Source organism: Saccharopolyspora elongata, assembly GCF_004348985.1.
In the GTDB taxonomy this organism is placed as follows: domain Bacteria; phylum Actinomycetota; class Actinomycetes; order Mycobacteriales; family Pseudonocardiaceae; genus Saccharopolyspora; species Saccharopolyspora elongata.
This window is the reverse complement of the sequence record NZ_SMKW01000015.1, coordinates 121,140-142,296: the sequence shown is the minus strand read 5'-3', so window position 1 is coordinate 142,296 and position 21,157 is coordinate 121,140. Positions and strand designations below refer to the sequence as shown.

Here is a 21,157-nt window from a genome sequence, read left to right as displayed (position 1 = left end):
GCGGGCCGACCACCCCGCATGACCACCTTCCCCGCGGGCTCGGGTGCGGGCGACCTGCCCGGGTGCTGGCTCGGTGTGGATTCAGCGATATGATCGATGGATGGAATTCCGGCAGGTCGAGCACTTCCTCGCCGTGGTGCGCAGCGGCAGCTTCACCGCCGCCGCGCGGGAGATCCACATCGTCCAGTCGGCGCTGAGCGCTTCGATCCGCAAGCTCGAAACCGAGCTGGGCGCACCGCTTTTCGAGCGGACCACCCGCCGCGTGGCGCTGACCGAGGCGGGCCGTGCCCTGCTCCCGGTCGCCCACCGGCTCGTCTCCGACGTGGACGCGGCGCGCGGTGAGGTGTCCGCGGTCGTCGGCCTGTCCCGGGGCCGGGTTTCCATCGGCATGATCCAGATGCTGACGGTCGTCGACCTGCCGCGCGAACTCGGGGTGTTCCAGTCGCGCTATCCCGGGATCCGGATCCACGTCCGCGACGGCGCCGTACCCGAACTTTCGGCGGCCGTCGCCGACGGCGAGCTCGACCTGGCCTACCTGGCCGCCGATGGGCCGCTGCCGGGCGAGCTGATCAGCTTCGCGCAGTGGACGCAGCGCATCGTCCTGGTCACCTATCCGGGACATCGGCTCGCACACCGGCGCCGGGTCCGGCTGGCGGAGATCGACGACGAGCCGTTCGTGGACTTCAGCGGGAGCGTGATGCAGGCGATGGTTCGCCGCCGGTTCGCCGCCGCCGGGCTCCGGCACAACCCGGTTTGCGAGGCCACCAACGTTCCGCTGCTGATGGAGCTCGTGGCGACGGGGCTGGGCATCACGATCGTCCCGCAGTCCGTCGCCGAGCGGGCCGGGCTGCCCTTCGCCCGTATCGAAGGCACCGACTTCACCAGGACGGTCTACCTGGCCGGGCGGCTGCCGGAACCGACGAACCCGGCGGCGCGGGCACTGCTGGAACACCTCACCGGCTGACACCATGCCGACGCGCGGTTTCCACCGGGGCGAGGAGGAGCCCGAGCCCGACGAGCGCGAGGACCATCGCCAGCGTCGTCCCGCCCGTGATGCCGGCGATGAACGCGAGAACCAGGGCTCGCACGGCGAAAATCCGCAGCAGCCGGGCCACGTCGGAGGACGACGTGTCCATTTTCCCTCCCAGGAACCGAAATCCACCGAATCCGCATCAAGTGTTCCCGCCGGCGACCCATCGCGTCCAACACTTCTTTTCGCTGCGATCCAGCTGTGAAATCGATCGATGACCGGACCACCGAGACCGTCCGGGACGCGGCGACGGCGCGTACGGATGAGGATGGCGTTTTCGCGCGAAACCGTCGTTCAGCACGCCTGGCGAACGCCGGTTTCGCGCGAAAACGGCGCCGTTGCAGCGGGCCCGCCACGCAGGACGAGTTCTAGAGCCAGCCCCGTTCGCGGGCGGTGTTGGCCGCTTCGATGCGGTTGCGGGCGCCGAGCTTGGCCATCGCCGTCGACAGGTAGTTGCGGACCGTGCCTTCGGCGAGGCTCAGGCGGCGCGCCAGCTCGGCGTTGCTCGCGCCGGTCGTGGCTTCGCGCAGGAGTTCCCGTTCCCGGTCGGTGAGCGGATCCGTGTGATCCCACGCCGCGATCGCCAATTCCGGTGCCACGACGCGTTCTCCGGCGTGCACGCGGCGCAGCGCCGCCACCAGTTCCGCGATCGGCGCGTCCTTGAGCACGTATCCCGCGACGCCGCTGTCCATCGCGCGCCGCAGGTAGCCGCTGCGGGCGAAGGTCGTGACGATGAGGACTCGCACCGGATTGCCGGCCCGGTGGAGCTCCGCGGCCACCTCGAGTCCCGTTCGCCCCGGCATTTCGATGTCGGTGAGCAGGATGTCGGGCCGGTGCCGCTCGACGGCCGCGAGCGCGTCGTCGCCGTTGCCCGCCGTCGCCACCACGCTGACGTCCGGCTGCAGGTCCAGCAGCGCGGCGAACGCGTCGAGGACCATGCCCTGGTCTTCCGCGAGCACGACCCGGATCTCCGCGCCCATCTAGGTCGCCACCCGCAACGGCACCGCGACGGTGAGCGTGGTCCCCGCCGAACCGGTGCGCTGCACCCGGCCGCCCAGTGCGGCGATCCGCTCGCGCATGCCGGACAGCCCGTTGCCCTCCGGCGCGTCGCCGCCGACGCCGTCGTCGGCGATCACCAGCTGGAGCTCGCCGTCCTGGGCCTTCAGCCCGATGTGGCAGGTCGTCGCGGCGGCGTGCCGGACGACGTTGGTCACCGCCTCGCGCAGCGCCAACGCCATTTCGTGCTCGGTGGAACCCACGATCGCCAGTTTCTCATCGCGCCGCACGACGACGTCGACGCCGAGGCTCGACAGCGCGTGGCGCGACGCCTCCAGCTCGGAGTCGAGGCTGGCCTGCCGCCAGCCCGTGACGGCGTCGCGGATCTCGGTGAGCGCCGCCCGGGCGGTGCTTTCGATCTCGGCGGCTTCGCCTCGCGCCCGTTCGGGATCGCGGCCGATGAGTTCGCTGGTGAGCGCTGCCCGCACCACGATCGCCGTCAGCGAATGGCCGAGGAGGTCGTGCAGATCGCGCGCGATGCGCTCGCGTTCCGCCAGGGTCGCCAGGTGCTCGATGCGCGCGTTCTGGCTGCGCAGTTCGGCCGCGGCGCGGTCCCGCTCGACCCAGTTGATCTGCATCGTCCCGATGGCCCACAGGAGCACCAGCGACGGGACGAGGCCGTAGAGCCGCCAGGGCATCGGCACGATGGAGACCACGGAGAACAGGCTGACCAGCACCGACAGGCCGACGAACCAGCGCAGCGCGGTCCGCCGCGATTCGGAGACGCCCGCGAACGCCGCGGCGTAGACGAACAGCACCGCGGCGCCGGAGTTGACCGGCGTCATGGCCGCGCCGAGCACAGCGGTCGGCACGGTGCACCACCAGCGCGCGCGGGCCGGGCGGTGCCATGCCAGCAGGTACATCGGGACCACTGCGCCCATCACGGCGAACGCCAGCGCCCAGTCCACCCAGGTCGATCGCGGGTCGAACGCCGGGCCCCAGAGCAGGTTCGCCAGGTAGACGAGGTGGATCCAGCGGGCGAGGCGTGCGCAGCTTCTCATGATCGGGCATGACGGTACGACATCGCGGCGAGCGCCGCGGTCACCGCGGTCGCGCCGAGCAGGACGAGCGCATGCACCGCGGCCGCCTCGCCGGCGAGCTGGGCGAGCGCCAGCTGAGACAGGTGGTACGTCGGCAGGAATTGCGCGATGTGACCGAAGAACGCGGGCAGGATCTCCAACGGCATCCACAGGCCGGAGAGCACCGCCGACGGGAACAGGAACGCGTTGAGGATCGCGGCGGTGGCGTTCGATCCGGCCTGGAAACCCACCGCGAGGCCCAGCAGCGCGAACGGCAGCACGCCGAGGATCAGCACGGCGAAGACGCGCAGCAGCTCGACGACCGAGACGTTCAGCGAACCGGTGAGGGCGGCGGTGGCGGTCATGGCCAGCAGGACCCCGGCCGAGTAGGGCAGCACCGCGACCAGCTTCGCGGCCAGCGTCACCCCGATCGGCACGGCGGACACCCGCTTCGCCCGCAGCCAGCCGCGCTCGCGGTCTCCCGCGACGGTGATCCCGGGGTTGGTCAACGACACCGACAGCACGGCGAAGGTCCCGAAGGTCGCCAGCATGCCGGTCCCCGCCGGGACCGGGCCGGCCGGGATCCTCCCGTACAGCGAGACGAACAGGGCGAAGAACCCGACCGGCATCACGATGGAGAAGAACAGCGCGGTGGGCTCCCGGAAGATGGCCCGCAGCTCGTCCGCGACCTCGACGCCGAAGATCCTGGCGTTCATGCGGCGCTCCGTCCGGGCAGGCCGACCACGGCTTCCTCCAGGCCGGCGCCCTCGACGCGGAGATCGCTCAGCTGCGGGTCTTCGGCCAGGAGCACGCGCAGCAGCGCCTCCGGGCAGCGGGTGCTCAGGCGGAGGTGGTCGCCGTCGCGGCTGATCGACATGACCTCGGGCAGTTCGCGCAGCCGGGCCTGGTCGAGCGCGGTCCTCGCGGTGACCGTGCGGTCGGGCAGCCGGGACATCAGCTCCTCGGGCCGCCCGGCGGCCACGATGCGGCCGCGGTCCAGCACCACCACGCGGTCGGCGACGGCGCCGGACTCCTCGATCAGGTGCGTGGTGACCAGCACGCCGGTGCCGCGCGCGCGGCGCTCGGCCAGCACCTGCCAGAACCGCCTCCGCGCCGGCACGTCGAGGCCGGTGGTCGGCTCGTCGAGCACGAGCAGCGCCGGTTCGGTCACCAGCGCCATGGCCAGCTGCAGCCGCTGCCGCTGCCCGCCGGAGAGCTTGGCCGCCCGGCGCCCGGCCAGCCCGGTCAGGTCCAGCTCTGCCATCACCGGCCCCGCTGCGGCGCGAGGGAAGCCGCCGCGCACGGCGGCGCCGGTGACCAGCTCGCCGACCTTCAGCGTGTTCGGGAACCCGAGCGACTGCTGCACGACGCCGAGGCGCCGCCGGGTCGCGGCGATCCGCGGATCACCGCCGCCGATCCGGATCCGGCCGCCGTCTTGCGGGTGGAGCAGGCCGGTCACCAGGTTCACCAGGGTCGTCTTCCCGGCACCGTTCGGCCCGAGCAGCGCCACGCACTCCCCGGCGCCGACGTCCAGGTCGACCCCGTCCAGGGCGCGCGTGCCGCCGTACCGGTGGCGCACCGCGCGGACTTCCAACACGTTCTCCATGGCCGATCATGTTCGGCTCGCCGCGGTGTTCCGGGTAGTGATCGGGCGTCACCGGCCAGGAGTGACAAAAGTCAGGTGTGCCGGCTCCAGCCTGGGGCGAGTCGCTCGGTGCTCGGCTGATTACTCCATGTTGTCACAGAGAGTGAGCGTATCCACATATAACGGTTTGATCTCAACCAAATGGGGTAGCTTGCGACGGCATGAAGCCCCCGAATCTGCGACGCTCCGTAATCACGCTGACCGCCCTGATGATCGGCACCGGTGCCGCCGCCGCCTTCGCCCCCATGGCGAGTGCGGCCACCTCGGTGGAGGACCAGGTCGTCGCCCTGGTCAACAAGGAACGGGCCGGTGCCGGCTGCGGCGCCGTCAAGGTGGACTCCCGGCTCACCAAGGCGGCCCAGGAGCACAGCGCCGACATGGCCAAGCGCACCTACCTCGATCACACCACCCCCGACGGTGTGACCTTCGCGCAGCGCATCTCGAAGGCCGGCCACCCGTCGCCGGGCGCGGAGAACATCGCCCAGGGCTACCAGAGCGCCGCCGAGGTCATGGCGGGCTGGATGAAGTCCGACGGGCACAAGGCGAACATCCTGAACTGCTCCAACAAGACCATCGGCGTCGGCCTCGACACCAACGGCGACTACTGGACCCAGGACTTCGGAAGCTGAGCACCGAGATCCCTTTGGTCTATACGCTCGTCCGGTGATGTTGCCGCCACCGGACGGGCCGGCCACGCCCTCGTTCGACGAAGTGCTCCGGCGGCGCCGGAGCATCCGGGCGTACTCCGGCGCGCCCCTGTCCGCACTGGCGGTGAGCCGGTTGCTCTGGGCCGGGCAAGGTGTCAGCGGCCCGGGACTGCGAACGGCCCCGTCTGCGGGCGGATCGTTCTTCCTGGGATTGACGCTCGTGGCGGGCGACGTCGCGGACGTGCCCGCCGGGAGCTACCGGTACGAACCGGGCGCGCACCGGCTGGTCCCGCTGGCGCGGGGCGATCTGCGCGCCCAGATCGGCGACGCGGGCATCGACGACCAGCCCTGGCTGTCAGGGCCGCAATTTCAATGGAAATTGGACCTTCGATTTCAATGGAAATTGCGGCAGGTCTAACCCGGAAGAGTCATGGCCTCGTCGCGCCAGGTGGCCGTGCCCTTCTTCGCGGTGCGGCGGCCGAACGGCAGTGCCGTCGGTGCGGCACCGGCGATCAGGCGGCAGACGATCGTCCACATAGGACGCGTGAGCTAGCGGGTCGCGGCGATCGGCTCGTACTGGTGCTCGGGCCGGCCGCTGGCGCCGTACCGCAGCGTCATGACGGCCCTGCCGTCCTGGGCCAGCGCCGCCAGGTAGCGCTGCGCGGTGGCGCGGGCGATGCCCAGTTCTTCGGCGATCTCCGCCGCGGAGCGGGCGCCGCCGCCGTTGCGCAGCGCGTCGATCACGAGCTGCGACGTGAGGGTGGACTGGCCCTTCGGCGCCGCAGGCCGGTCGCCCTCGTGCAGCAGCCGCACCGCCCGGTCGATCTCCTCCTGGTCGACCGCGCCGCCGGTCACCGGCAGCCGTGAGTGGTAGCGGGCGTAGGCCGTGAGCCGGTCGGCGAGCTGTTCCGCGGTGAACGGCTTGATGAGGTAGTTCAGCGCGCCCGCCGCGAACGCGGCGCGGACGGTGGCGGGGTCGGTCGCCGCGGTGAGCATGATCGTGTCGACGTCGAGCTCGGCGAGCAGCGAGACCCCGGCGCAGTCGGGCAGGTAGTTGTCCAGCAGCACGAGGTCCGGGCTGTGCGCGTCGATCAGCTCCCGCGCCTGCGCCGCGGTGTGCGCGGTGCCCAGGACGCGGAATCCGGACACCCGCTCGGTGAACTCCGCGTGCACCTGCGCGACCCGGAAATCGTCCTCCACCACGACAACCCCGATCACACCGTCACCTCCTGAGTGGTTTCGAGAACCTTCGGCAGCACCGCCACGAACACCGTCCCATGCGCCTCGCCGGCATCGACCAGCCGCACGTCGCCGCCGAGGCTGCGCGCCGCCTGCCGGCACAGCGCGAGCCCCAGCCCGTTGCCGTCGTCGCCCTTCGTCGACACGCCCTCGGTGAAGATCTTCTCCCGCAACGGTTCCGGCACGCCGTCGCCGGTGTCCACAACGGACATGTGCAGCGTCGTGCCGTCGGCGAGCAGGTCCACTTCGACGCGGGCCGGGCGGGCCGATCCCAGCCGCGCCGCGTCGATCGCGTTGTCGACCAGGTTCCCGACGACGGTCATGACCTCGACCGGGGCGACCACCTCCGACGGCACCCAGCTCGTCTCGCCGAGCTCCAGCTCGACGCCGCGTTCCGCCGCGACCGCCTTCTTGGCGGACAGGAACGCCACCAGGTAGGGATCGCGCACCGCTTCGGTCGCCGGACCGAGCCGGGCCACCGACCCGGAGGAAAGCGCCTGCACGTATTCGACCGCTTCCTGGTGCCGCCCGGTCTGGAGCAGCCCGGAGAGGGTGTGCAGCCGATTGGTGAACTCGTGCCGCTGGGCTCGCAGCGTGTCGGTCATGCTGCGCACCGACTCGAGTTCCCGGCTGAGCGCCGCGAGATCGGTCTGGTCGCGGAGGGTCAGCACACTGCCGAGCTCGGTGCCGCCGCGGACCACGGGGCGGTGGTTGACCACCAGCATCCGGTCGCCGGTCACGGTGATCAGGTCGTCGGCGGGCCTGCGTTCGGCGAGCACGTCCCGGAGCCGCTGGGGGATGGCCAGCTCCGCGGCCGGGATGCCGACCTCGATGGGCGTGTCCAGCAGCCGTTCGGCCTCGCGGTTGCGCACCGAGACGCGGCCGGCGGCGTCGACGGCGAGCACGCCCTCGCGGATGCCGAAGAGCACCGCTTCGCGCTGGCGCACCAGCTCCGCCAGCTCCTGCGGCTCCAGCCCCAGGGTGCGCCGCTTGAGCATGCGGGTGAGCCACGCCGCCCCGGCCACGCCGACCAGCAGCGCCCCGCCGGTGAACGCCGCGGTGTTCCCGATCAGGCGCAGGAACGTGTCGCTGATGTCCTCGGCGTCGAAGCCGACGCTCACCTGCCCGACGACCGCGCCGTCCGGGGTGCGCAGCGGGACCTTGCCCCGCGCGGAGAGGCCCAGCGTTCCGCGCTGCACGTCGACGACCTCGTGGCCGGTGAGCACCCAGCTCGGGTCGGTGCTGACCGGCTCGCCGATCTTGGCGGCGTCCGGGTGCGCCAGCCGGATGCCGTTGCGGTCGGTGACGACGACGAACAGCGCGCCGGTGGCGGTGCGGGCCCGTTCGGCCTGATCGCGCACCTGCGGCAGGTCGCGGCGCGCGACCGCGCCGCCCAGGTCGCTGTCGGCGGCCACCGAGCGGGCGACGGCGAGGGCGCGCTGGCCGTACTGGTCGACGAGGTTGCGGTCGAGCAGGGAGGCGACGAGGACGAAACCGATCGCGGTGACCAGGGCGATCAAGCAGATCTGGAGGGCCAGGGCCTGCCGCGCGAACCGCATCGGGCGGCGTGACATCCCTCGACTGTACCCGGCGAGCAAAACGCGCAAAACGCGGCGAACGCGGGATAGGCGGACAACGTCGACAACCCTCCCCAAGGTGAACGGGGTCACCTACGGTTCCGCAGAACGAAACGCCGTTGTAACGAGGACCACCGTCGGTCCGCGGGGAGGAGGAGCGTTGATCGCGCTGCTCGGCTTGTGCATGGTTACCGTTTTCCTCTACCTGGTGATGAGCAAACGGCTCTCCCCGATGGTGTCGCTGATCGTGGTCCCGGCGGCCTTCGCGGTGCTCGGCGGCTTCGCGCCGGACCTCGGCGACATGGTCACCGACGGCATCAAGTCGGTCGCCCCGACGGCCGCCATGCTGCTGTTCGCGATCCTCTACTTCGGCATCATGATCGACGCCGGGCTGTTCGACCCGATCGCCCGCGCGGTGGTCCGGCTGACCCGCAACGACCCGCTGCGGCTGATCATGGGCACGGTCGCCCTGGTGGCGGTGGTGTCGCTGGACGGCGACGGCACGACCACGTTCATGATCACGGTCTCGGCGCTGCTGCCGATCTACCGCAAGCTGGGCGTCAGCCCGGTGCTGATGACCGGCCTGGCCTGCATGACCAACGCGATCCTCAACGTCGTGCCCTGGGGCGGCCCGGCGGCGCGGGCGGCCAGCGCGCTGAAGCTGGACCCGCAGGAGCTGTTCGTCCCGATGATCCCCGCGCTGGTCGCCGGGCTGGCCACCGTGTTCGTCATCGCCTACGCCATCGGCCTGCGCGAGCGCGCCCGGCTGCGCACCGCCGCGCCCGTGCTCGTCGGGGCGGGCGGGCCCGACACATACCACGGGGGCTCGGCGGACTTCGACGTCCTCGCCCCCGACCGCGAGTCGCTGCGCCCGAAGCTGTTCTGGTTCAACGCCGCGCTGACGATCGCGCTGCTCGCCGCGCTCATCATCGGCGTCCTGCCGATCGCGGTGCTGTTCATGATCGGCTGCGGGCTCGCGCTGATCGTCAACTACCCGCGGCTGGAGCAGCAGCGCGCCCGCATCGCCTCGCACGCGGACAGCGTGGTCGCGGTGGTCGCGATGGTGTTCGCGGCGGCGGTGTTCACCGGCGTGCTCTCGGGCACCGGGATGATCGAGCAGATGGCGCACTACCTGCTGACCGCGATGCCGGACGCGCTGTTCCCGTTCTTCAGCATCATCGTCGCGGTGCTGAGCGTGCCGTTCACGTTCTTCATGAGCAACGACGCCTTCTACTTCGGCGTCATGCCGATCCTGGCGGAGGCGGGTGCCCAGCACGGCATCGGCGCGATGGAGATCGCCCGCGCCTCCCTGCTCGGCCAGCCGATCCACATGCTCAGCCCGCTGGTGCCCGCGATGTACGTCCTCATCGGACTGGCGAAGGTGGACCTGGGCGACCACCACCGCTTCGCGATCAAGTGGGCGCTCGTGGTTTGCGCCGTCGTCATCACCGCCGGCCTCGGGCTCGGGCTGATCGCGATCCACTGATCCCGCAAGGGAAGTCGACCGGCCGCGGGCCTCACCGGGGAGGCCTGCGGCCGGTGCCGCGCTCGAAATCGGCGTGCGCCGCGGGCCGTGCGCGTGGTGGGATCGAGCCTCGTGCGACCGACTACGAATCCGGTTCCCGAGGGCGACCTGCCGGCCCGGATGGATCAGAACCTGGCCGAGCACGCGTGCCACCTGCACCGGAGCTTGAGCGGCGCGACCGTGGTGGACACCGGCGACCTCGTCGTCGCCGACAGCGGGCTCGACGACGACACCTTCAACATCGTCGCGGCGGCCCGCTTCGCCCCGGAAGCCGCGCCGGCCCGGATCGCCGAGACGATCCGGGCGCTGGCCGCCACCGGCCGTCCGTTCTCCTGGTGGGTGGGCCCGGCCGCCGAGCCGGCGGACCTGAGCTCCCTCCTGGCTGATGCCGGTCTGCCGGCCGCCGAGCGCGAGACGGCGATGTGGGCGGAACTCGGCGCTTCCCTGCCGCAGCCGCGTGCGGAGCGGCTGGAGGTCCGCCCGGTGACCACGCCCGAGCAGCTCGCCGACTACGCGACGGTGCTCGCCGCGAACTGGGATCCGCCCGCCGACACGGTGCGCCGCTTCTTCGCCCTGGCGGCCCCGCAGGCGCTGGCCGCCGATTGCCCGGCCCGCTACCTGGTCGGCTACGTGGCGGGCCGGCCGGTCTGCTCGGCCGAGGTGTTCTGCCACGCGGGAGTCGCCGGGATCTACAACATCTGCACGCTGGCCGACCACCGGCGGCGCGGCTACGGCGGGGCCATGACGCTGGCGACGCTCCACGCGGCCCGAGCCGCCGGCCACCGCATCGCGGTCCTGCAGGCTTCACCGGACGGCGAGCCCGTCTACCACCGCCTCGGGTTCCGCTCCTGCGGGCAGTACACCGAGCACGCCATCACCGGCTGATCACTTCCGCGACGTGCGCCGGCAGGCCGCCAGCGCGGTGGCGGTGACTTCGACGGCCACTTCGCCGAACGCCCCGCGCCGCCGGAGCCCGGCCCTGGCGGCGGGCACGAGCCGGTGGCAGCAGAGGTGCACTGCGGCGGCCAGGTTCCCGTGCAGCTGCCCGCGCTGGAAAGTCCGTTGTAGACGGATGAGGGTGCGCATCGATCGTCCTTCCTCAGTGAGAACCGGAATGTCGGATGTCTCGGCGGATCAGGATCCGCGGGTGTTCGCGCGCGGTAGGAGCTGCTCCCCGGCGGGTGAGGTGAACGGACCGTTCGTCTCGGTAGGCGAGGTGAACAGGCCGTTCGCTTCATCCACCAAGGCGTCGTTTCAGGGTGGTGTGCTGGCACGTGTGGATGTGCCCGTCCGGGTGCAGGGCGCCGGTTTCGCGCGAAACCGCCACGGGCACCGGGCGTCTTCGGGTGAGCCGGGCGGGGCCATTCCGAAACGACCTCCGGGCGGGGTGGGAGGTGAACGGACCGTTCGTCTCGGTTGGTGAGGTGAACAGGCCGTTCGCTTCATCCACCCGCCATCGGGGGCCGGAAAGCAGATGAGCGGTTCCGGCAGTCGGACCGCCTGAACCGCTCATCGGTGTGCCCGCGCTCGCGGTCAGCCGCGGAGGGCGGCCGCCGGAACCGCTTCGCGCTCGGTCGCGCCGGGCAGCGGTTCCTCGGTGATGGTGCTGCGGAAGCGGCGCAGCCGCAGGCTGTTGCCGACCACGAACACCGAGCTGAACGCCATCGCCGCCCCGGCGATCATCGGGTTGAGCAGCCCGGTCGCGGCCAGCGGCAGGGCCGCGACGTTGTAGGCGAAGGCCCAGAACAGGTTGCCCTTGATCGTGCCGAGCGTGCGGCGGGAGAGCCGGATGGCGTCCACCGCGGCGCGGAGGTCGCCGCGCACCAGGGTCAGGTCGCTGGCCTCGATGGCGACGTCCGTGCCGGTGCCCATGGCCAGGCCGAGGTCGGCCTGGGCGAGCGCGGCGGCGTCGTTGACGCCGTCACCGGCCATGGCCACCACGCGGCCCTCGGACTGCAGCCGCTTGACCACGTCGACCTTGTCCTGCGGCAGGACCTCGGCGATCACCTCGTCGATGCCCACCTCGGCCGCGACGGTGCGCGCCACGGTCTCGTTGTCGCCGGTGAGCAGCACCGGCTTCAGCCCGAGCTCGCGCAGTCCGGCGATGGCCTCGGCGGACGTCGGCTTGACGGTGTCGGCGACCTCCAGCACCGCCTGGGCGGCACCGTCCCACGCCACGGCGACGGCCGTGCGGCCCTGCCGTTCGGCGTCGGCCTGCGCCGCGGCCAGCTCCGCGGTCAGCGGCTGGCTCCACTGCTCCAGCAGCGCCGGCCGCCCGACGAGCACGGCGTGACCGTCGATGACCGCCTGCACGCCCAGACCCTCGACGTTGCTGAACTCCTCGACGGCGGGCAGCTCGCCCACGAGCTCGGTCGCGCCCCTGACGATCGCCTTGGCGATCGGGTGCTCCGACGCGTTCTCCGCCGCACCGGCCAGCCGCAGCACCACGTCCTCGTCGATCCCGTCGGCGGCGTGCACCGCGACGAGCGACATCTGTCCACTGGTGACGGTGCCGGTCTTGTCCAGCACGATGGTGTCGATGCGCCGGGTCGATTCCAGCACTTCCGGGCCCTTGATGAGGATGCCCATCTGCGCGCCGCGCCCGGTGCCGACCAGCAGCGCGGTCGGGGTCGCCAGGCCCAGGGCGCATGGGCAGGCGATGATCAGCACCGCGACGGCGGCGGTGAAGGCCGCCGCGGCACCGGCACCGGTGCCTAGCCAGAACCCGAGGGTCCCGATCGCCAGCGCGATGACGATGGGGACGAACACCGCGGAGATCCGGTCCGCCAGCCGCTGCACGGCGGCCTTGCCGTTCTGCGCGTCCTCGACGAGCTTGGCCATCTGGGCCAGCTGGGTGTCGGAGCCGACGCGGGTGGCACGGACGACCAGCCGGCCGCCGGCGTTGACGGTGGCGCCCACGACGGTGTCGCCGGCACCGACCTCCACGGGCACGGACTCGCCGGTGAGCATGCTCGCGTCGACCGCCGAGCTGCCCTCCTCGATGACGCCGTCCGTGGCGATCTTCTCGCCGGGCCGGACGACGAACCGGTCGCCGACGGCGAGCTGATCAGTCGGGATGCGGACCTCGCGGTCGCCGCGCAGCACCGCGACGTCCTTGGCGCCGAGTTCCAGCAGTGCCCGCAGCGCGGCGCCGGCCCGGCGCTTGGAGCGGGACTCGAAGTAGCGCCCGGCGAGGATGAACGTCGTGACCCCGGCGGCGACCTCGAGGTAGATGTTGCCGTCGCCGCTCATGCGCTGGATGGTCAGCTCGAACGGGTGGGTCATGCCGGGGACGCCGGCCGTGCCGAACAGCAGGGCGTAGAGCGACCACAGGAACGCGGCCAGCGTGCCCATGGAGATCAGCGTGTCCATGGTCGCCGCGCCGTGGCGCAGGTTCGTCCACGCGGCCTTGTGGAACGGCCACGCGCCCCACACCACGACGGGCGCGGCGAGGGTGAGCGAGATCCACTGCCAGTAGGTGAACTGCAGGGCCGGCGCCATCGCCAGCGCGATCACCGGAACCGACAGCACGGCCGAGATGATCAGCCGGTCCCGCAGGGGCTTCGTCGGGTCCTCGGGCTCGGTTTCGTCCACTTCGGACTGGGGCGGCAGCGGCAGCTCGGCGGAGTAGCCGGCGGCCTCGACGTGCTCGACCAGCTGCTTCGGGTCGAGCCCCTCGGGGTAGCTGATCTTGGCCTTCTCGGTGGCGTAGTTGACCGTCGCGGTGACGCCGTCGAGCTTGCCGAGCCGCCGTTCGATCCGGGCGGCGCAGGAGGCGCACGTCATGCCACCGATGGCCAGTTCGATCTCCGCGGTGGGACTTGTCTCAGTGCTCATCGGAGTTCTCCCGTTCACCCGTGACCGCCGTGGCCGTCCCCGGTGGGGGCGGGGTCGTGCTGCCCGTCCGCCGGTTCCTGCGCGTTGACTGTGAATTCCGCGGTGCGGACCGTACCGCCGTGCTGGAAGTCCAAGAACAGCCGGTAGGCGCCGCCGGAGGGCACCTCGGCCTGGAAGGCGATGCCCGGCCCGGCCGGGGTGCGTCCGTCGCCGGGCGAGCCGGTCGGATGCACGTGCAGGTAGGCGAGGTCGCCGGTGCGCAGCGCCACGAGGTGGCCGTAGGCCGCCAGGTAGGGCTGCAGGTCGGTGACCGGCCTCCCGTCCTTGCGCACCGTCAGCGTGACCGGCGAGGACCGGCCGGCGACCAGTTCGCCGTCGAGGCGGACCTGGTAGCCGTCGACCTCGGCGAGCCGGGACGGGGCGGTGGTGATGGGGGAGAAGGCACCCGGCGCGGACACGTCGACGCCCAGCGTCTGGCCCTCGCCGCCGGTCGGGGTGAAGTCGGCGAACACCCGGTAGGTCCCGGCGCCGGGCAGGCGCATCGGCACGTGCCAGGTCCCGTCCGGAGATATCTCAGGGTGGAGGTGCTGGTATCCGGCGGTGTCCCGGCGGACGACGATCAGGTGCATCCACTTGTCGTGCTCGACGTCGAACCGGGTGACCGGTCGTCCGTCGGCACCGGTGATGCGGAAGGAGAACTCGTCGGTGGTCTCCGGCGCGAGCAACGTCGTGGTGGGCGCGAGGGTGTAGCCGCCCCTGGTCGACGTCAGTCCGGCTGGAGTCTGGTCCTGCGTGGCTCCCGCGACGGTGCCGCTGTGGTCGCCCGCATCCCCGGCGTTCCCACCGTCGGGGTGTCCGGCGTGTGCTTGCGCGGTGCCGGGCGTGAGCGGGCCGACAGCGGTTCCGGTGATCCACGCCCCGCCGAAGCCGAGCGCGACCAACGCACCGTAGGCGGCGAGCTTCGCTGCTGTGTTCATCACGACCCTTTCGTGCCGGATCCGCGCGGCGGCGGATCCGTTCGGCGCCTCAGCCGGCGGCCAGTTCGTATCCGGCTTCCTCGACCGCTTCGCGCACGTCCGCGTCGCTCACCGGTTCGCCGCTGCGCACGGTCACGGCGCCGGTCGGCAGGTCGACGCGGACGTCCGAGACCGAGCCGATCTTGGTGATCTCCTCGGTCACCGACCGCACGCAGTGGTCGCAGGTCATGCCGGTCACGGTGTAGTTGGTCTCGATCACGTCGCCGTCCCCTTTCGCTGGCTTTCCGCCGGCTCGTCGCCGACGCGTCCTTTATACCCTAGGGGGGTACTGTAGTCAACGAGTGGGTCGCACCACGCGTCACTTCCGTTTCTCCCGTGGTCACAGCGATTCGCGAGCGGCCGGCGTCGGGTCGACACTGCAGACCGGATGCGCGGGATTCGGGAAGTTCAAGGTGACGCGAATGGAATGCGGTTGTCGGCACGGGGGAATCAGCCTCGCGAAGGCCACTCAGGACCTTCCCGAGGCCGAGCTGCGCGGCGCCGCCGACGTCCTGGACGTCACCGAGGACAGCAGGTGCGTGAGGCGGGGCGCGCTGTTCTGCGCGGTGCCCGGAGCGCACGTGGACGGGCACGACTTCGCGGACGAGGCGGTGGCGGCGGGAGCCGGCGCGCTGCTGGTGCGGCGGTTCGTCGACGCGCCGGTGCCGCAGGTGCGGGTTCCGGCCGTGCGGCCGGCGGTGGGGCCGGTGGCCGCCGCGGTGCACGGCCATCCGGCGGACGCGCTGGCGGTCGCCGCCGTGACCGGCACGAACGGCAAGACCACAACGGTGCACCTGATCGAGGCGGCGCTCGCCGCCGCCGGGTACCGCACGGGACTGGTGTCCACGGTGGAGGCCCGGATCCCCGGGGCGCGCAACCCTGCCGCCCTGACCACCCCGGGCGCCGCCGAGCTCCAGCGGACCCTGTGCCGGATGCGTGCGGCGGGCGTCCAGGCGGCGGCGATGGAGGTGTCCTCGCACGCCGTCGACCAGCACCGCATCGACCCGGTCACGGCCGAGGTCGCGGTGTTCACGAACCTCAGCCCGGAGCATCTCGACTACCACGGCACCACGGAGCAGTACTACGCGGCGAAGGCGGCGCTGTTCACGCCGGACGCCTGCCGCCGGGCGGTGATCAACATCGACGACTCGTGGGGGCGGCGGCTGGCGGCCCAGGCGCGGGTGCCGACGGTGACCGTGGGCCAAGCCCGCCTGGCGGACGTGCGGGTCGACGCGGCGGCCTCGACGCCCGGCGGCATGCGGGTCCTCGTGCGGGACGGGCGCGACGAGGTCGAGCTGACCACGCCCGCCTGCGGGGGGCAGCCCGCGAACCTGGTCGCCGCCTACGCGGCGGCCCGCCTGATGGGGGTGTCCCGGCGGGACGCGGCGGCCGGCCTGGGTGCGGCGCCGCCGCCCGGCCGGTACCAGCGGGTGGACGCCGGCCAGCCGTTCCAGGTGGTGGTCGACTTCGCCCACACGCCGTCCGCGCTGGCCCAGCTGATCGCCACCGCGCGCCGGGCGAACCCGGCAGGGCGCGTCCACCTGGTGGTGGGCAGCGCGGGCAACCGGGACCGGTTCAACCGCCCGGACATGGGGCGCATCGCGCTGGCCGCCGACACCGCGATCTTCACCGCCGACGACCCCTACGACGAGCGGCCCGGGGAGATCATCGCTCAGATGCTCACCGGCACGATCGGCTGCGGCGGCGCGGAGGTGCTGGTGCAGGAGGACCGCAGGCGGGCGATCGCCGCGGCCGTCGAGCGGGCCGAGCCCGGTGATGTCGTGCTCATCGCCGGCCGGGGCCACGAGCGCTACCAGACGGTCGGCGGAATCCGCTTCCCCTTCAACGACGTCGCCGTCGCCGAAGCCGCGCTCGCCGGCCGGGTTCCGCGCGTGAGCCGCCACGGCGCCTAGGCGCAGGTGGCCGGCCACCACGGCATCAACGTCCTGACCCGCAACACCTAGGTGACGGCCAACGCGTCGCACCGCCGGGGGTTGCAAGCCATACCCCCGTTGGGTATACAGGGAGCCGCTCGCCGAACACCGTCGTCGAGGGGAATGCGAACCATGGCCGACCATCCGGAAACCCATGACCACCACGGACACGCGGATCATCGGCCGCTGACGGGGCGGGCGCTGACCCGGTCCGCGATCTCGGCCACCCTGCACTGCCTGACCGGCTGCGCGATCGGCGAGGTGCTCGGCATGGTCATCGGCACCGCGCTGGGCCTGTCGAACGTGGCGACGATCGTGCTGGCCGTGGTGCTGGCGTTCGTGTTCGGCTACGGCCTGACGATCCTGCCGGTGCTCCGCTCGGGGCTGGCCTTCGGTGCCGCGCTCGGCGTCGCGCTGGCCGCCGACACGCTGTCGATCACCGTGATGGAGATCGTGGACAACCTGATCATGGTGGTCATCCCCGGCGCGATGGACGCCGGGCTCACCAGCCCGCTGTTCTGGGGCTCCCTGTTGGTCGCCCTGGCGATCGCCTTCGTGCTGACGGTGCCGGTCAACCGGGCGCTGATCGCCCGCGGCAAGGGGCACGCGGTCGCGCACGAGTACCACCACTGATCGCGAACGCGCGGCGTCAGGGCAGCTGCGCCGGCCGGGTGCCGAGGAGGAAGAAATCCGCGCTGACCGGTCGCGCATATCCGGGGAGGAGCCGGTCGGCGCGCTTCGGCGCGGGCGTAGCCGAGCATCGTGCTGGAGGCGTCGATCGCGGTGACGTTGTGCCCGAGCTCGGCCAGCAGCGTGGCGAGGAACCCGGTGCCGGTGCCGACGTCGAGCACTTCGAGCGGCCGGTCGCGCCGGCCGAGCAGCTCGACCAGGGCCTTCTCGCAGGTCGCGCGCCACGCATCGCGTTTGTCCTGCGCGTAGTCCTGGTAGAAGCGGTCGTACGCCGGGGCCCGGCGGTCCCAGTTGTCGCGGACCGCATCGATCGCCGCTCGCAGGTCGTTGCCCATTGGTACCGCCCTTCCGCTCAGCCGCGAGTGTAGTTGCGAATGGTTTGCAACAATGACGGTCAGGTTCCCCGGCCCGTCGCGGCCGCGCCGCAGTTCGCGCTGGCCACGAGGTCGCGCGCGATCGCGGTACGCGGCCGGGTGAGCAGCTCGTGGGTGGCGGCGTGCTCGACGCGGCGGCCCGCTTCGAGCACGTGGATCTCGTCGGCGATGCCAGCGATGGCGGGCAGGTCGTGGCTGATCAGCACCAACCCGACCGCGGTGGTGCGGGCGGCTTCGGCGAGCAGGCCGAGCAGCTCAGCTTGGTTGATCAGGTCTTGGCCCGAGGTGATCTCGTCGCAGATCAACGCCGCAGGCCGGGCGAGCAGCGCCCGAGCCAGCGCCGCCCGCTGCAACTGCCCGCCGGAGAGGGCATCGGGCCGCCGCGCGGCCTGCGACGAGGTGAGCCCGATCGTGGCGAGTACGCGCGCCGCCTCGGACCGGGCCTGCTCGCTGCTGAGGCCGCAGGCGAACTGGGCGGTCCTGGCGATCTGGGCGGCGACGGGCCGGAACTCGTCGAAGGACGCGCGGGCGTTCTGGTGGACGTACTGCACCTGCGTCCGCTGCCGCCGGTCGCGGCGCCGGATGGCGGCGGCCAGCGGGACGCCGTCCAGCAGCACTTGACCGCTGTCCGGGCGGGTCAACCCGGCGAGGCAGCGGGCGAGGGTGGTCTTGCCCGCCCCGGAGCGCCCGACGATCGCGACGCACCGGCCGGACGGCACGTGCAGGTCCACGTCGTCGAGCAACCGCTTGCCGTTCGCCGTCTTTCCCAGCCTGCGCGCGTGCAGCCCGGACGCCGGATCCGCTGCGTGCGGAACTCGGGGCGCGTCCGGCAGACGGGGTTCGGCCGCGAGCAGGCTCCGGGTGTAGGCGTGGGCCGGCTCCTGCGGCAGCCGGCTCGCCGGGCCCCGCTCGACGTTCCGCCCGTCCAGCAGGACGACGATCTCGTCGGCGAGCCGCCGGGTGAGAGTGAGGTCGTGGGTGAGCAGCACGGTGGCCGTGAGTGCGCGCGGCTGGCGCTGAAGTCGACGGTGGCGAACTGCCACCGCGCCGGCAATGCGGTGGCGGGGTCGGCGACGCGGCGGTAGCTGTAGAGGATGTCGTCGGCGGTGACCGGCCTGTTGTCGTGGAACCGGGCGCTGCGCAACCGGATCAGCCACCGCATCCCGGTCGCGTCGGGTTCCCACGACTCGGCCAGGCGCGGCACGACGCTCATGTCGTCGGCGTAGCCGACCAGCGTGTCGAACAGCGCTTTCGCCCTCGCCTGGTCGACGAACCGGCGGCCGCTTGCGCCGTCCTCGGTGGACGTTCGATCGCCGCTGACCACGCCATGCCCGCTCAGCGCGCCAAGCGCCCGAGCAGGGCGGCCGCGATGCCGATCATGACGCCGGCGGCGACGACCAGGACACCGAAGTCCAGCGCCAGGTGCGCGGGCGTGCCGATCAGCAGTCCGCGCAGGGCGTCGACCTCGTAGCTGAGCGGGTTCGCGTAGTTGACCGCCTTCAGCCACCCCGGCATCAGGTCGACCGGGTACAGGGCGTTGGAGGCGAAGAACAGCGGCATGGTGATCGCCTGCCCGATGCCCATCAGCCGGTCCCGGGACAGCACCAGCCCGGCGATCGTGATGGACAGGCAGCAGAAGAAGGCCGAACCGAGGACCACCACGGCGCCCATCGCGAGCAGGTTCACCGGGTTCGCGGTGAGGCCGACGCCGAGCAGCGCCGCCAGCACCAGCACCACGAGCGCCTGCACCAGCGCGCGCACCCCGGCGGCGAATGCCTTGCCGGTCACCAGGGCGACTCGCGGCGTGGGCGTGACCAGCAGCTTCGCCAGCACTCCCGCATCCCGCTCCCAGATGATCTGGATGCCGTAGAAGATCGCGATGAACAGCGCCGACTGCGCGAGGATGCCCGGCGCGAGGAAGTCGAGGTAGGGGACGTTCCCGGTGGGGATCGCGCGCAGCCCGGTGAACACCTGGCCGAAGATCAGCAGCCACAGTGCGGGCTGCACGGCTCTGGTGAGCAGCTCGGCCCGGTCGTGCCGCAGCTTCTGCAGCTCCACCAGGCACATTGCCGCCACCCGCGCCGCCACCAGGCCCGGCGGGCTGCGCCGCACCGGTTCAACCGAGGCGGCCGGAGGTGCGTCGAGTCGCGCGGACATCTCGCATCCCTTCTCCCGTTTCCTCGAAGGTGTCGTCGGTGATCGTCCGGAAGACGTCGTCGAGCGTGGCGTCCGGTCCCACGGCCGCCTTGAGCTCGGCGGGGGTTCCCCGCGCCCGGATCCGCCCGCGGTGCATCAGGGCGAGCCGCTCGCAGTGCTGGTCGGCCTCGTCCATGTAGTGCGTCGTGACCAGCACGGTCATCCCGGTCTCGGCGCGGATCTGGGCGATCCGGTCCCACACGCCCTCCCGGCCGATGGGGTCCAGACCGATGGTCGGCTCGTCCAGCACCAGCAGCTTTGGCCCGCTGACCAGCGCCTGCGCGAGTTCGAGGCGGCGCACCATGCCGCCCGAGTAGGTGCCGGCCAAGCGTTCGGCGACGGTGGTGAGCCCGACGGCGCCCAGCGCGGTGCGCACCGCGGAGCGCCGCTGCGCGCGCGGAACGTCGAAGAGGCGGGCGAACAGCGCGACGTTCTCCCACCCGGTCAGCGACCCGTCGGCCGAAAGCTGTTGCGGCACATAGCCGATCAGCCGGCGCGTCGCCAGCTTGTGGCGTGCCGCGTCGACCCCGAAGATCTCGACCACGCCCGCCGCGGTGGGCAGCAGCGTGGTGATCGCGCGGATCGTGGTGGTCTTGCCCGCGCCGTTGGGACCCAGCAGCCCGAACACCTCGCCGGCCCGGACGTCCAGGTCAACCCCGTCGACCGCGACCTGCTCGCCGAACGACTGCCGCAGGCCCCGGCACCGCACCGCCACCTCGGTCATCGACGCCACCTCCTTCCAACGCGAGGACCAATGCGCGCAACCCGCGCAGGGCATCGGCGACTGCCTTCTGATCCGCCGCGGACAGCTCGGCGAGGGCGTCGCCCACCAGGCGGGTCCGCGCCTGCCGCCAGGCGGCGACCCGGTGCGTGGCGGCGTCGGTCAGGTGCAGCCGGACCGCGCGGCGATCGCCCGGATCGGTCTCGCGGCGCAACAGGCCGACCCGGGTGAGCTGGTTGACCAGGGTGCTCGCGGAGTTCGCCGCCATGCGCAGCCGGAGCGCGGCGCCGGCCACGCTGACGCCCGGCTGCTGCTCGACGACCTGGAGCAATTCGACCTGCGCGCCACGCAGGTCCGGCATCGGCAATTCGGCGCGAAGGCTGCGCCGCACGACCCGCCGTAGGGTCGAGATCACGGTCGTCAGCTCGTCGGCGACGGCCCGGGAGTCCACCTCGCCCACCCGACAAAGCTACCTCTCATTGCGAGGTACCGGCGATCACCGAGAAACGCGAGGTGCGGGAACGAATCCCCGTGCCACAGGGGAACATCCCGCGCGGTCGGTGCCCGCGCCGGCGAGGTTCGTTCCAGAACGGGGTGCGGGCACGGCGTGACCGCCTGAACGCAAAGGTGGCGATTTCGCGCGAAATCAGC

The 21,157-nt window shown here is 72.0% G+C and carries 23 protein-coding genes and 1 pseudogene; 7 read left to right on the top strand and 17 right to left on the bottom strand.

What is annotated here, in order from left to right; all coding sequences use genetic code 11:
• Window positions 1-100: 100 nt before the first annotated feature.
• Window positions 101-964: a LysR family transcriptional regulator gene (locus tag E1288_RS14340; protein ID WP_132485161.1), complete on the top strand. Its 864-nt coding sequence runs from the start codon at window positions 101-103 to the stop codon at window positions 962-964.
• Here the strand turns inward: E1288_RS14340 and E1288_RS14335 are convergent.
• From E1288_RS14335 to E1288_RS14315, 5 genes are all read right to left on the bottom strand, one after another.
• Window positions 954-1,136 (bottom strand): hypothetical protein, encoded by a 183-nt coding sequence (locus E1288_RS14335; protein WP_132485159.1) that lies wholly within the window; start codon window positions 1,134-1,136, stop codon window positions 954-956. The two genes, E1288_RS14340 and E1288_RS14335, sit on opposite strands and share 11 nt — an antisense overlap.
• 262 nt (window positions 1,137-1,398) lie before the next feature.
• On the bottom strand, window positions 1,399-2,010 hold the full coding sequence (locus E1288_RS14330) for a response regulator transcription factor (protein ID WP_132485157.1): 612 nt from the start codon (window positions 2,008-2,010) through the stop codon (window positions 1,399-1,401).
• Entirely contained in the window at window positions 2,011-3,087 is a 1,077-nt protein-coding gene (locus E1288_RS14325; RefSeq protein ID WP_132485155.1) for a sensor histidine kinase, read from the bottom strand.
• Window positions 3,084-3,821 (bottom strand): ABC transporter permease, encoded by a 738-nt coding sequence (locus tag E1288_RS14320; protein WP_132485153.1) that lies wholly within the window; start codon window positions 3,819-3,821, stop codon window positions 3,084-3,086. Before E1288_RS14320 ends, E1288_RS14325 begins: the two co-directional genes overlap by 4 nt.
• A complete protein-coding gene (locus E1288_RS14315; RefSeq protein WP_132485151.1) occupies window positions 3,818-4,711 on the bottom strand; it encodes an ABC transporter ATP-binding protein in 894 nt (297 codons plus the stop codon). Before E1288_RS14315 ends, E1288_RS14320 begins: the two co-directional genes overlap by 4 nt.
• Window positions 4,712-4,911: 200 nt before the next feature.
• On the opposite strand from E1288_RS14315, the gene E1288_RS14310 reads away from it, so the two are divergent.
• Entirely contained in the window at window positions 4,912-5,379 is a 468-nt protein-coding gene (locus E1288_RS14310) for a CAP domain-containing protein (protein WP_328592459.1), read from the top strand.
• Window positions 5,380-5,416: 37 nt separating this feature from the next.
• The gene (locus E1288_RS14305; RefSeq protein WP_235883550.1) at window positions 5,417-5,815 is read left to right on the top strand and encodes a nitroreductase family protein; all 399 of its coding nucleotides are present in this window, start codon (window positions 5,417-5,419) and stop codon (window positions 5,813-5,815) included.
• A 131-nt stretch (window positions 5,816-5,946) separates the two neighbouring features.
• Here the strand turns inward: E1288_RS14305 and E1288_RS14300 are convergent, their stop codons facing one another.
• Window positions 5,947-6,615: a response regulator gene (locus E1288_RS14300; protein WP_132485147.1), complete on the bottom strand. Its 669-nt coding sequence runs from the start codon at window positions 6,613-6,615 to the stop codon at window positions 5,947-5,949.
• A complete protein-coding gene (locus E1288_RS14295) occupies window positions 6,612-8,210 on the bottom strand; it encodes an ATP-binding protein (RefSeq protein WP_132485145.1) in 1,599 nt (532 codons plus the stop codon). The genes E1288_RS14300 and E1288_RS14295 overlap by 4 nt, the downstream gene beginning before the upstream one ends.
• Window positions 8,211-8,373: 163 nt before the next feature.
• On the opposite strand from E1288_RS14295, the gene E1288_RS14290 reads away from it, so the two are divergent.
• Entirely contained in the window at window positions 8,374-9,699 is a 1,326-nt protein-coding gene (locus E1288_RS14290; protein WP_132485143.1) for a CitMHS family transporter, read from the top strand.
• 111 nt (window positions 9,700-9,810) lie between these two features.
• Window positions 9,811-10,623, top strand: coding sequence for a GNAT family N-acetyltransferase (locus E1288_RS14285; protein WP_235883541.1), 813 nt, complete (start codon window positions 9,811-9,813; stop codon window positions 10,621-10,623).
• On the opposite strand, the gene E1288_RS14280 is transcribed toward E1288_RS14285, so the two are convergent.
• The 4 genes from E1288_RS14280 to E1288_RS14265 form a co-directional block, all read right to left on the bottom strand.
• Window positions 10,624-10,824 (bottom strand): hypothetical protein, encoded by a 201-nt coding sequence (locus E1288_RS14280; protein WP_132485141.1) that lies wholly within the window; start codon window positions 10,822-10,824, stop codon window positions 10,624-10,626.
• Window positions 10,825-11,271: 447 nt separating this feature from the next.
• Window positions 11,272-13,575, bottom strand: coding sequence for a heavy metal translocating P-type ATPase (locus E1288_RS14275; protein WP_132485139.1), 2,304 nt, complete (start codon window positions 13,573-13,575; stop codon window positions 11,272-11,274).
• A gap of 14 nt (window positions 13,576-13,589) precedes the next feature.
• Window positions 13,590-14,552 (bottom strand): hypothetical protein, encoded by a 963-nt coding sequence (locus tag E1288_RS14270; protein WP_132485137.1) that lies wholly within the window; start codon window positions 14,550-14,552, stop codon window positions 13,590-13,592.
• 49 nt (window positions 14,553-14,601) lie between these two features.
• Window positions 14,602-14,811: a heavy-metal-associated domain-containing protein gene (locus E1288_RS14265; RefSeq protein ID WP_132485135.1), complete on the bottom strand. Its 210-nt coding sequence runs from the start codon at window positions 14,809-14,811 to the stop codon at window positions 14,602-14,604.
• A gap of 202 nt (window positions 14,812-15,013) precedes the next feature.
• Between E1288_RS14265 and E1288_RS14260 the strand changes: the two genes are divergently transcribed.
• Together E1288_RS14260 and E1288_RS14255 are read left to right on the top strand one after the other, a co-directional pair.
• Window positions 15,014-16,504, top strand: coding sequence for a UDP-N-acetylmuramoyl-L-alanyl-D-glutamate--2,6-diaminopimelate ligase (locus tag E1288_RS14260; protein ID WP_132485133.1), 1,491 nt, complete (start codon window positions 15,014-15,016; stop codon window positions 16,502-16,504).
• A gap of 144 nt (window positions 16,505-16,648) precedes the next feature.
• Window positions 16,649-17,158 carry a DUF4396 domain-containing protein gene (locus tag E1288_RS14255; RefSeq protein ID WP_408013359.1) on the top strand — a complete coding sequence of 170 codons (510 nt, stop codon included), beginning with the start codon at window positions 16,649-16,651 and terminating at the stop codon, window positions 17,156-17,158.
• Window positions 17,159-17,259: 101 nt separating this feature from the next.
• On the opposite strand, the pseudogene E1288_RS14250 reads toward E1288_RS14255, so the two are convergent.
• The 6 genes and pseudogenes from E1288_RS14250 to E1288_RS14225 form a co-directional block, all read right to left on the bottom strand.
• A pseudogene (locus tag E1288_RS14250) lies at window positions 17,260-17,550 on the bottom strand (class I SAM-dependent methyltransferase); the annotation flags it as partial.
• Between the two features lie 59 nt (window positions 17,551-17,609).
• Window positions 17,610-18,320 carry an ATP-binding cassette domain-containing protein gene (locus E1288_RS46925; RefSeq protein ID WP_268951832.1) on the bottom strand — a complete coding sequence of 237 codons (711 nt, stop codon included), beginning with the start codon at window positions 18,318-18,320 and terminating at the stop codon, window positions 17,610-17,612.
• Window positions 18,227-18,751: a hypothetical protein gene (locus E1288_RS50130; RefSeq protein WP_328592461.1), complete on the bottom strand. Its 525-nt coding sequence runs from the start codon at window positions 18,749-18,751 to the stop codon at window positions 18,227-18,229. Before E1288_RS50130 ends, E1288_RS46925 begins: the two co-directional genes overlap by 94 nt.
• 173 nt (window positions 18,752-18,924) lie before the next feature.
• Complete coding sequence (locus E1288_RS14235) at window positions 18,925-19,746, bottom strand: ABC transporter permease (protein WP_132485127.1); 822 nt, start codon at window positions 19,744-19,746, stop codon at window positions 18,925-18,927.
• Complete coding sequence (locus E1288_RS14230; RefSeq protein ID WP_132485125.1) at window positions 19,706-20,509, bottom strand: ABC transporter ATP-binding protein; 804 nt, start codon at window positions 20,507-20,509, stop codon at window positions 19,706-19,708. The genes E1288_RS14235 and E1288_RS14230 overlap by 41 nt, the downstream gene beginning before the upstream one ends.
• Window positions 20,436-20,966 carry a MarR family winged helix-turn-helix transcriptional regulator gene (locus E1288_RS14225; RefSeq protein WP_132485123.1) on the bottom strand — a complete coding sequence of 177 codons (531 nt, stop codon included), beginning with the start codon at window positions 20,964-20,966 and terminating at the stop codon, window positions 20,436-20,438. Before E1288_RS14225 ends, E1288_RS14230 begins: the two co-directional genes overlap by 74 nt.
• Window positions 20,967-21,157: the final 191 nt, after the last annotated feature.

Bases quoted from the DNA above. Each gene is read 5' to 3' on its own strand.
- E1288_RS14340 (WP_132485161.1), top strand. From the start codon at position 101: ATGGAATTCCGGCAGGTCGAGCACTTCCTCGCCGTGGTGCGCAGCGGC.
- E1288_RS50130 (WP_328592461.1), bottom strand. From the start codon at position 18,751: ATGCGGTGGCTGATCCGGTTGCGCAGCGCCCGGTTCCACGACAACAGG.
- E1288_RS14295 (WP_132485145.1), bottom strand. From the start codon at position 8,210: ATGTCACGCCGCCCGATGCGGTTCGCGCGGCAGGCCCTGGCCCTCCAG.
- E1288_RS14270 (WP_132485137.1), bottom strand. From the start codon at position 14,552: ATGAACACAGCAGCGAAGCTCGCCGCCTACGGTGCGTTGGTCGCGCTC.
- E1288_RS14260 (WP_132485133.1), top strand. From the start codon at position 15,014: ATGGAATGCGGTTGTCGGCACGGGGGAATCAGCCTCGCGAAGGCCACT.
- E1288_RS14325 (WP_132485155.1), bottom strand. From the start codon at position 3,087: ATGAGAAGCTGCGCACGCCTCGCCCGCTGGATCCACCTCGTCTACCTG.
- E1288_RS14255 (WP_408013359.1), top strand. From the start codon at position 16,649: ATGCGAACCATGGCCGACCATCCGGAAACCCATGACCACCACGGACAC.
- E1288_RS14230 (WP_132485125.1), bottom strand. From the start codon at position 20,509: ATGACCGAGGTGGCGGTGCGGTGCCGGGGCCTGCGGCAGTCGTTCGGC.
- E1288_RS14235 (WP_132485127.1), bottom strand. From the start codon at position 19,746: ATGTCCGCGCGACTCGACGCACCTCCGGCCGCCTCGGTTGAACCGGTG.
- E1288_RS14315 (WP_132485151.1), bottom strand. From the start codon at position 4,711: ATGGAGAACGTGTTGGAAGTCCGCGCGGTGCGCCACCGGTACGGCGGC.
- E1288_RS14310 (WP_328592459.1), top strand. From the start codon at position 4,912: ATGAAGCCCCCGAATCTGCGACGCTCCGTAATCACGCTGACCGCCCTG.
- E1288_RS14335 (WP_132485159.1), bottom strand. From the start codon at position 1,136: ATGGACACGTCGTCCTCCGACGTGGCCCGGCTGCTGCGGATTTTCGCC.
- E1288_RS14320 (WP_132485153.1), bottom strand. From the start codon at position 3,821: ATGAACGCCAGGATCTTCGGCGTCGAGGTCGCGGACGAGCTGCGGGCC.
- E1288_RS14330 (WP_132485157.1), bottom strand. From the start codon at position 2,010: ATGGGCGCGGAGATCCGGGTCGTGCTCGCGGAAGACCAGGGCATGGTC.
- E1288_RS14275 (WP_132485139.1), bottom strand. From the start codon at position 13,575: ATGAGCACTGAGACAAGTCCCACCGCGGAGATCGAACTGGCCATCGGT.
- E1288_RS14280 (WP_132485141.1), bottom strand. From the start codon at position 10,824: ATGCGCACCCTCATCCGTCTACAACGGACTTTCCAGCGCGGGCAGCTG.
- E1288_RS14305 (WP_235883550.1), top strand. From the start codon at position 5,417: ATGTTGCCGCCACCGGACGGGCCGGCCACGCCCTCGTTCGACGAAGTG.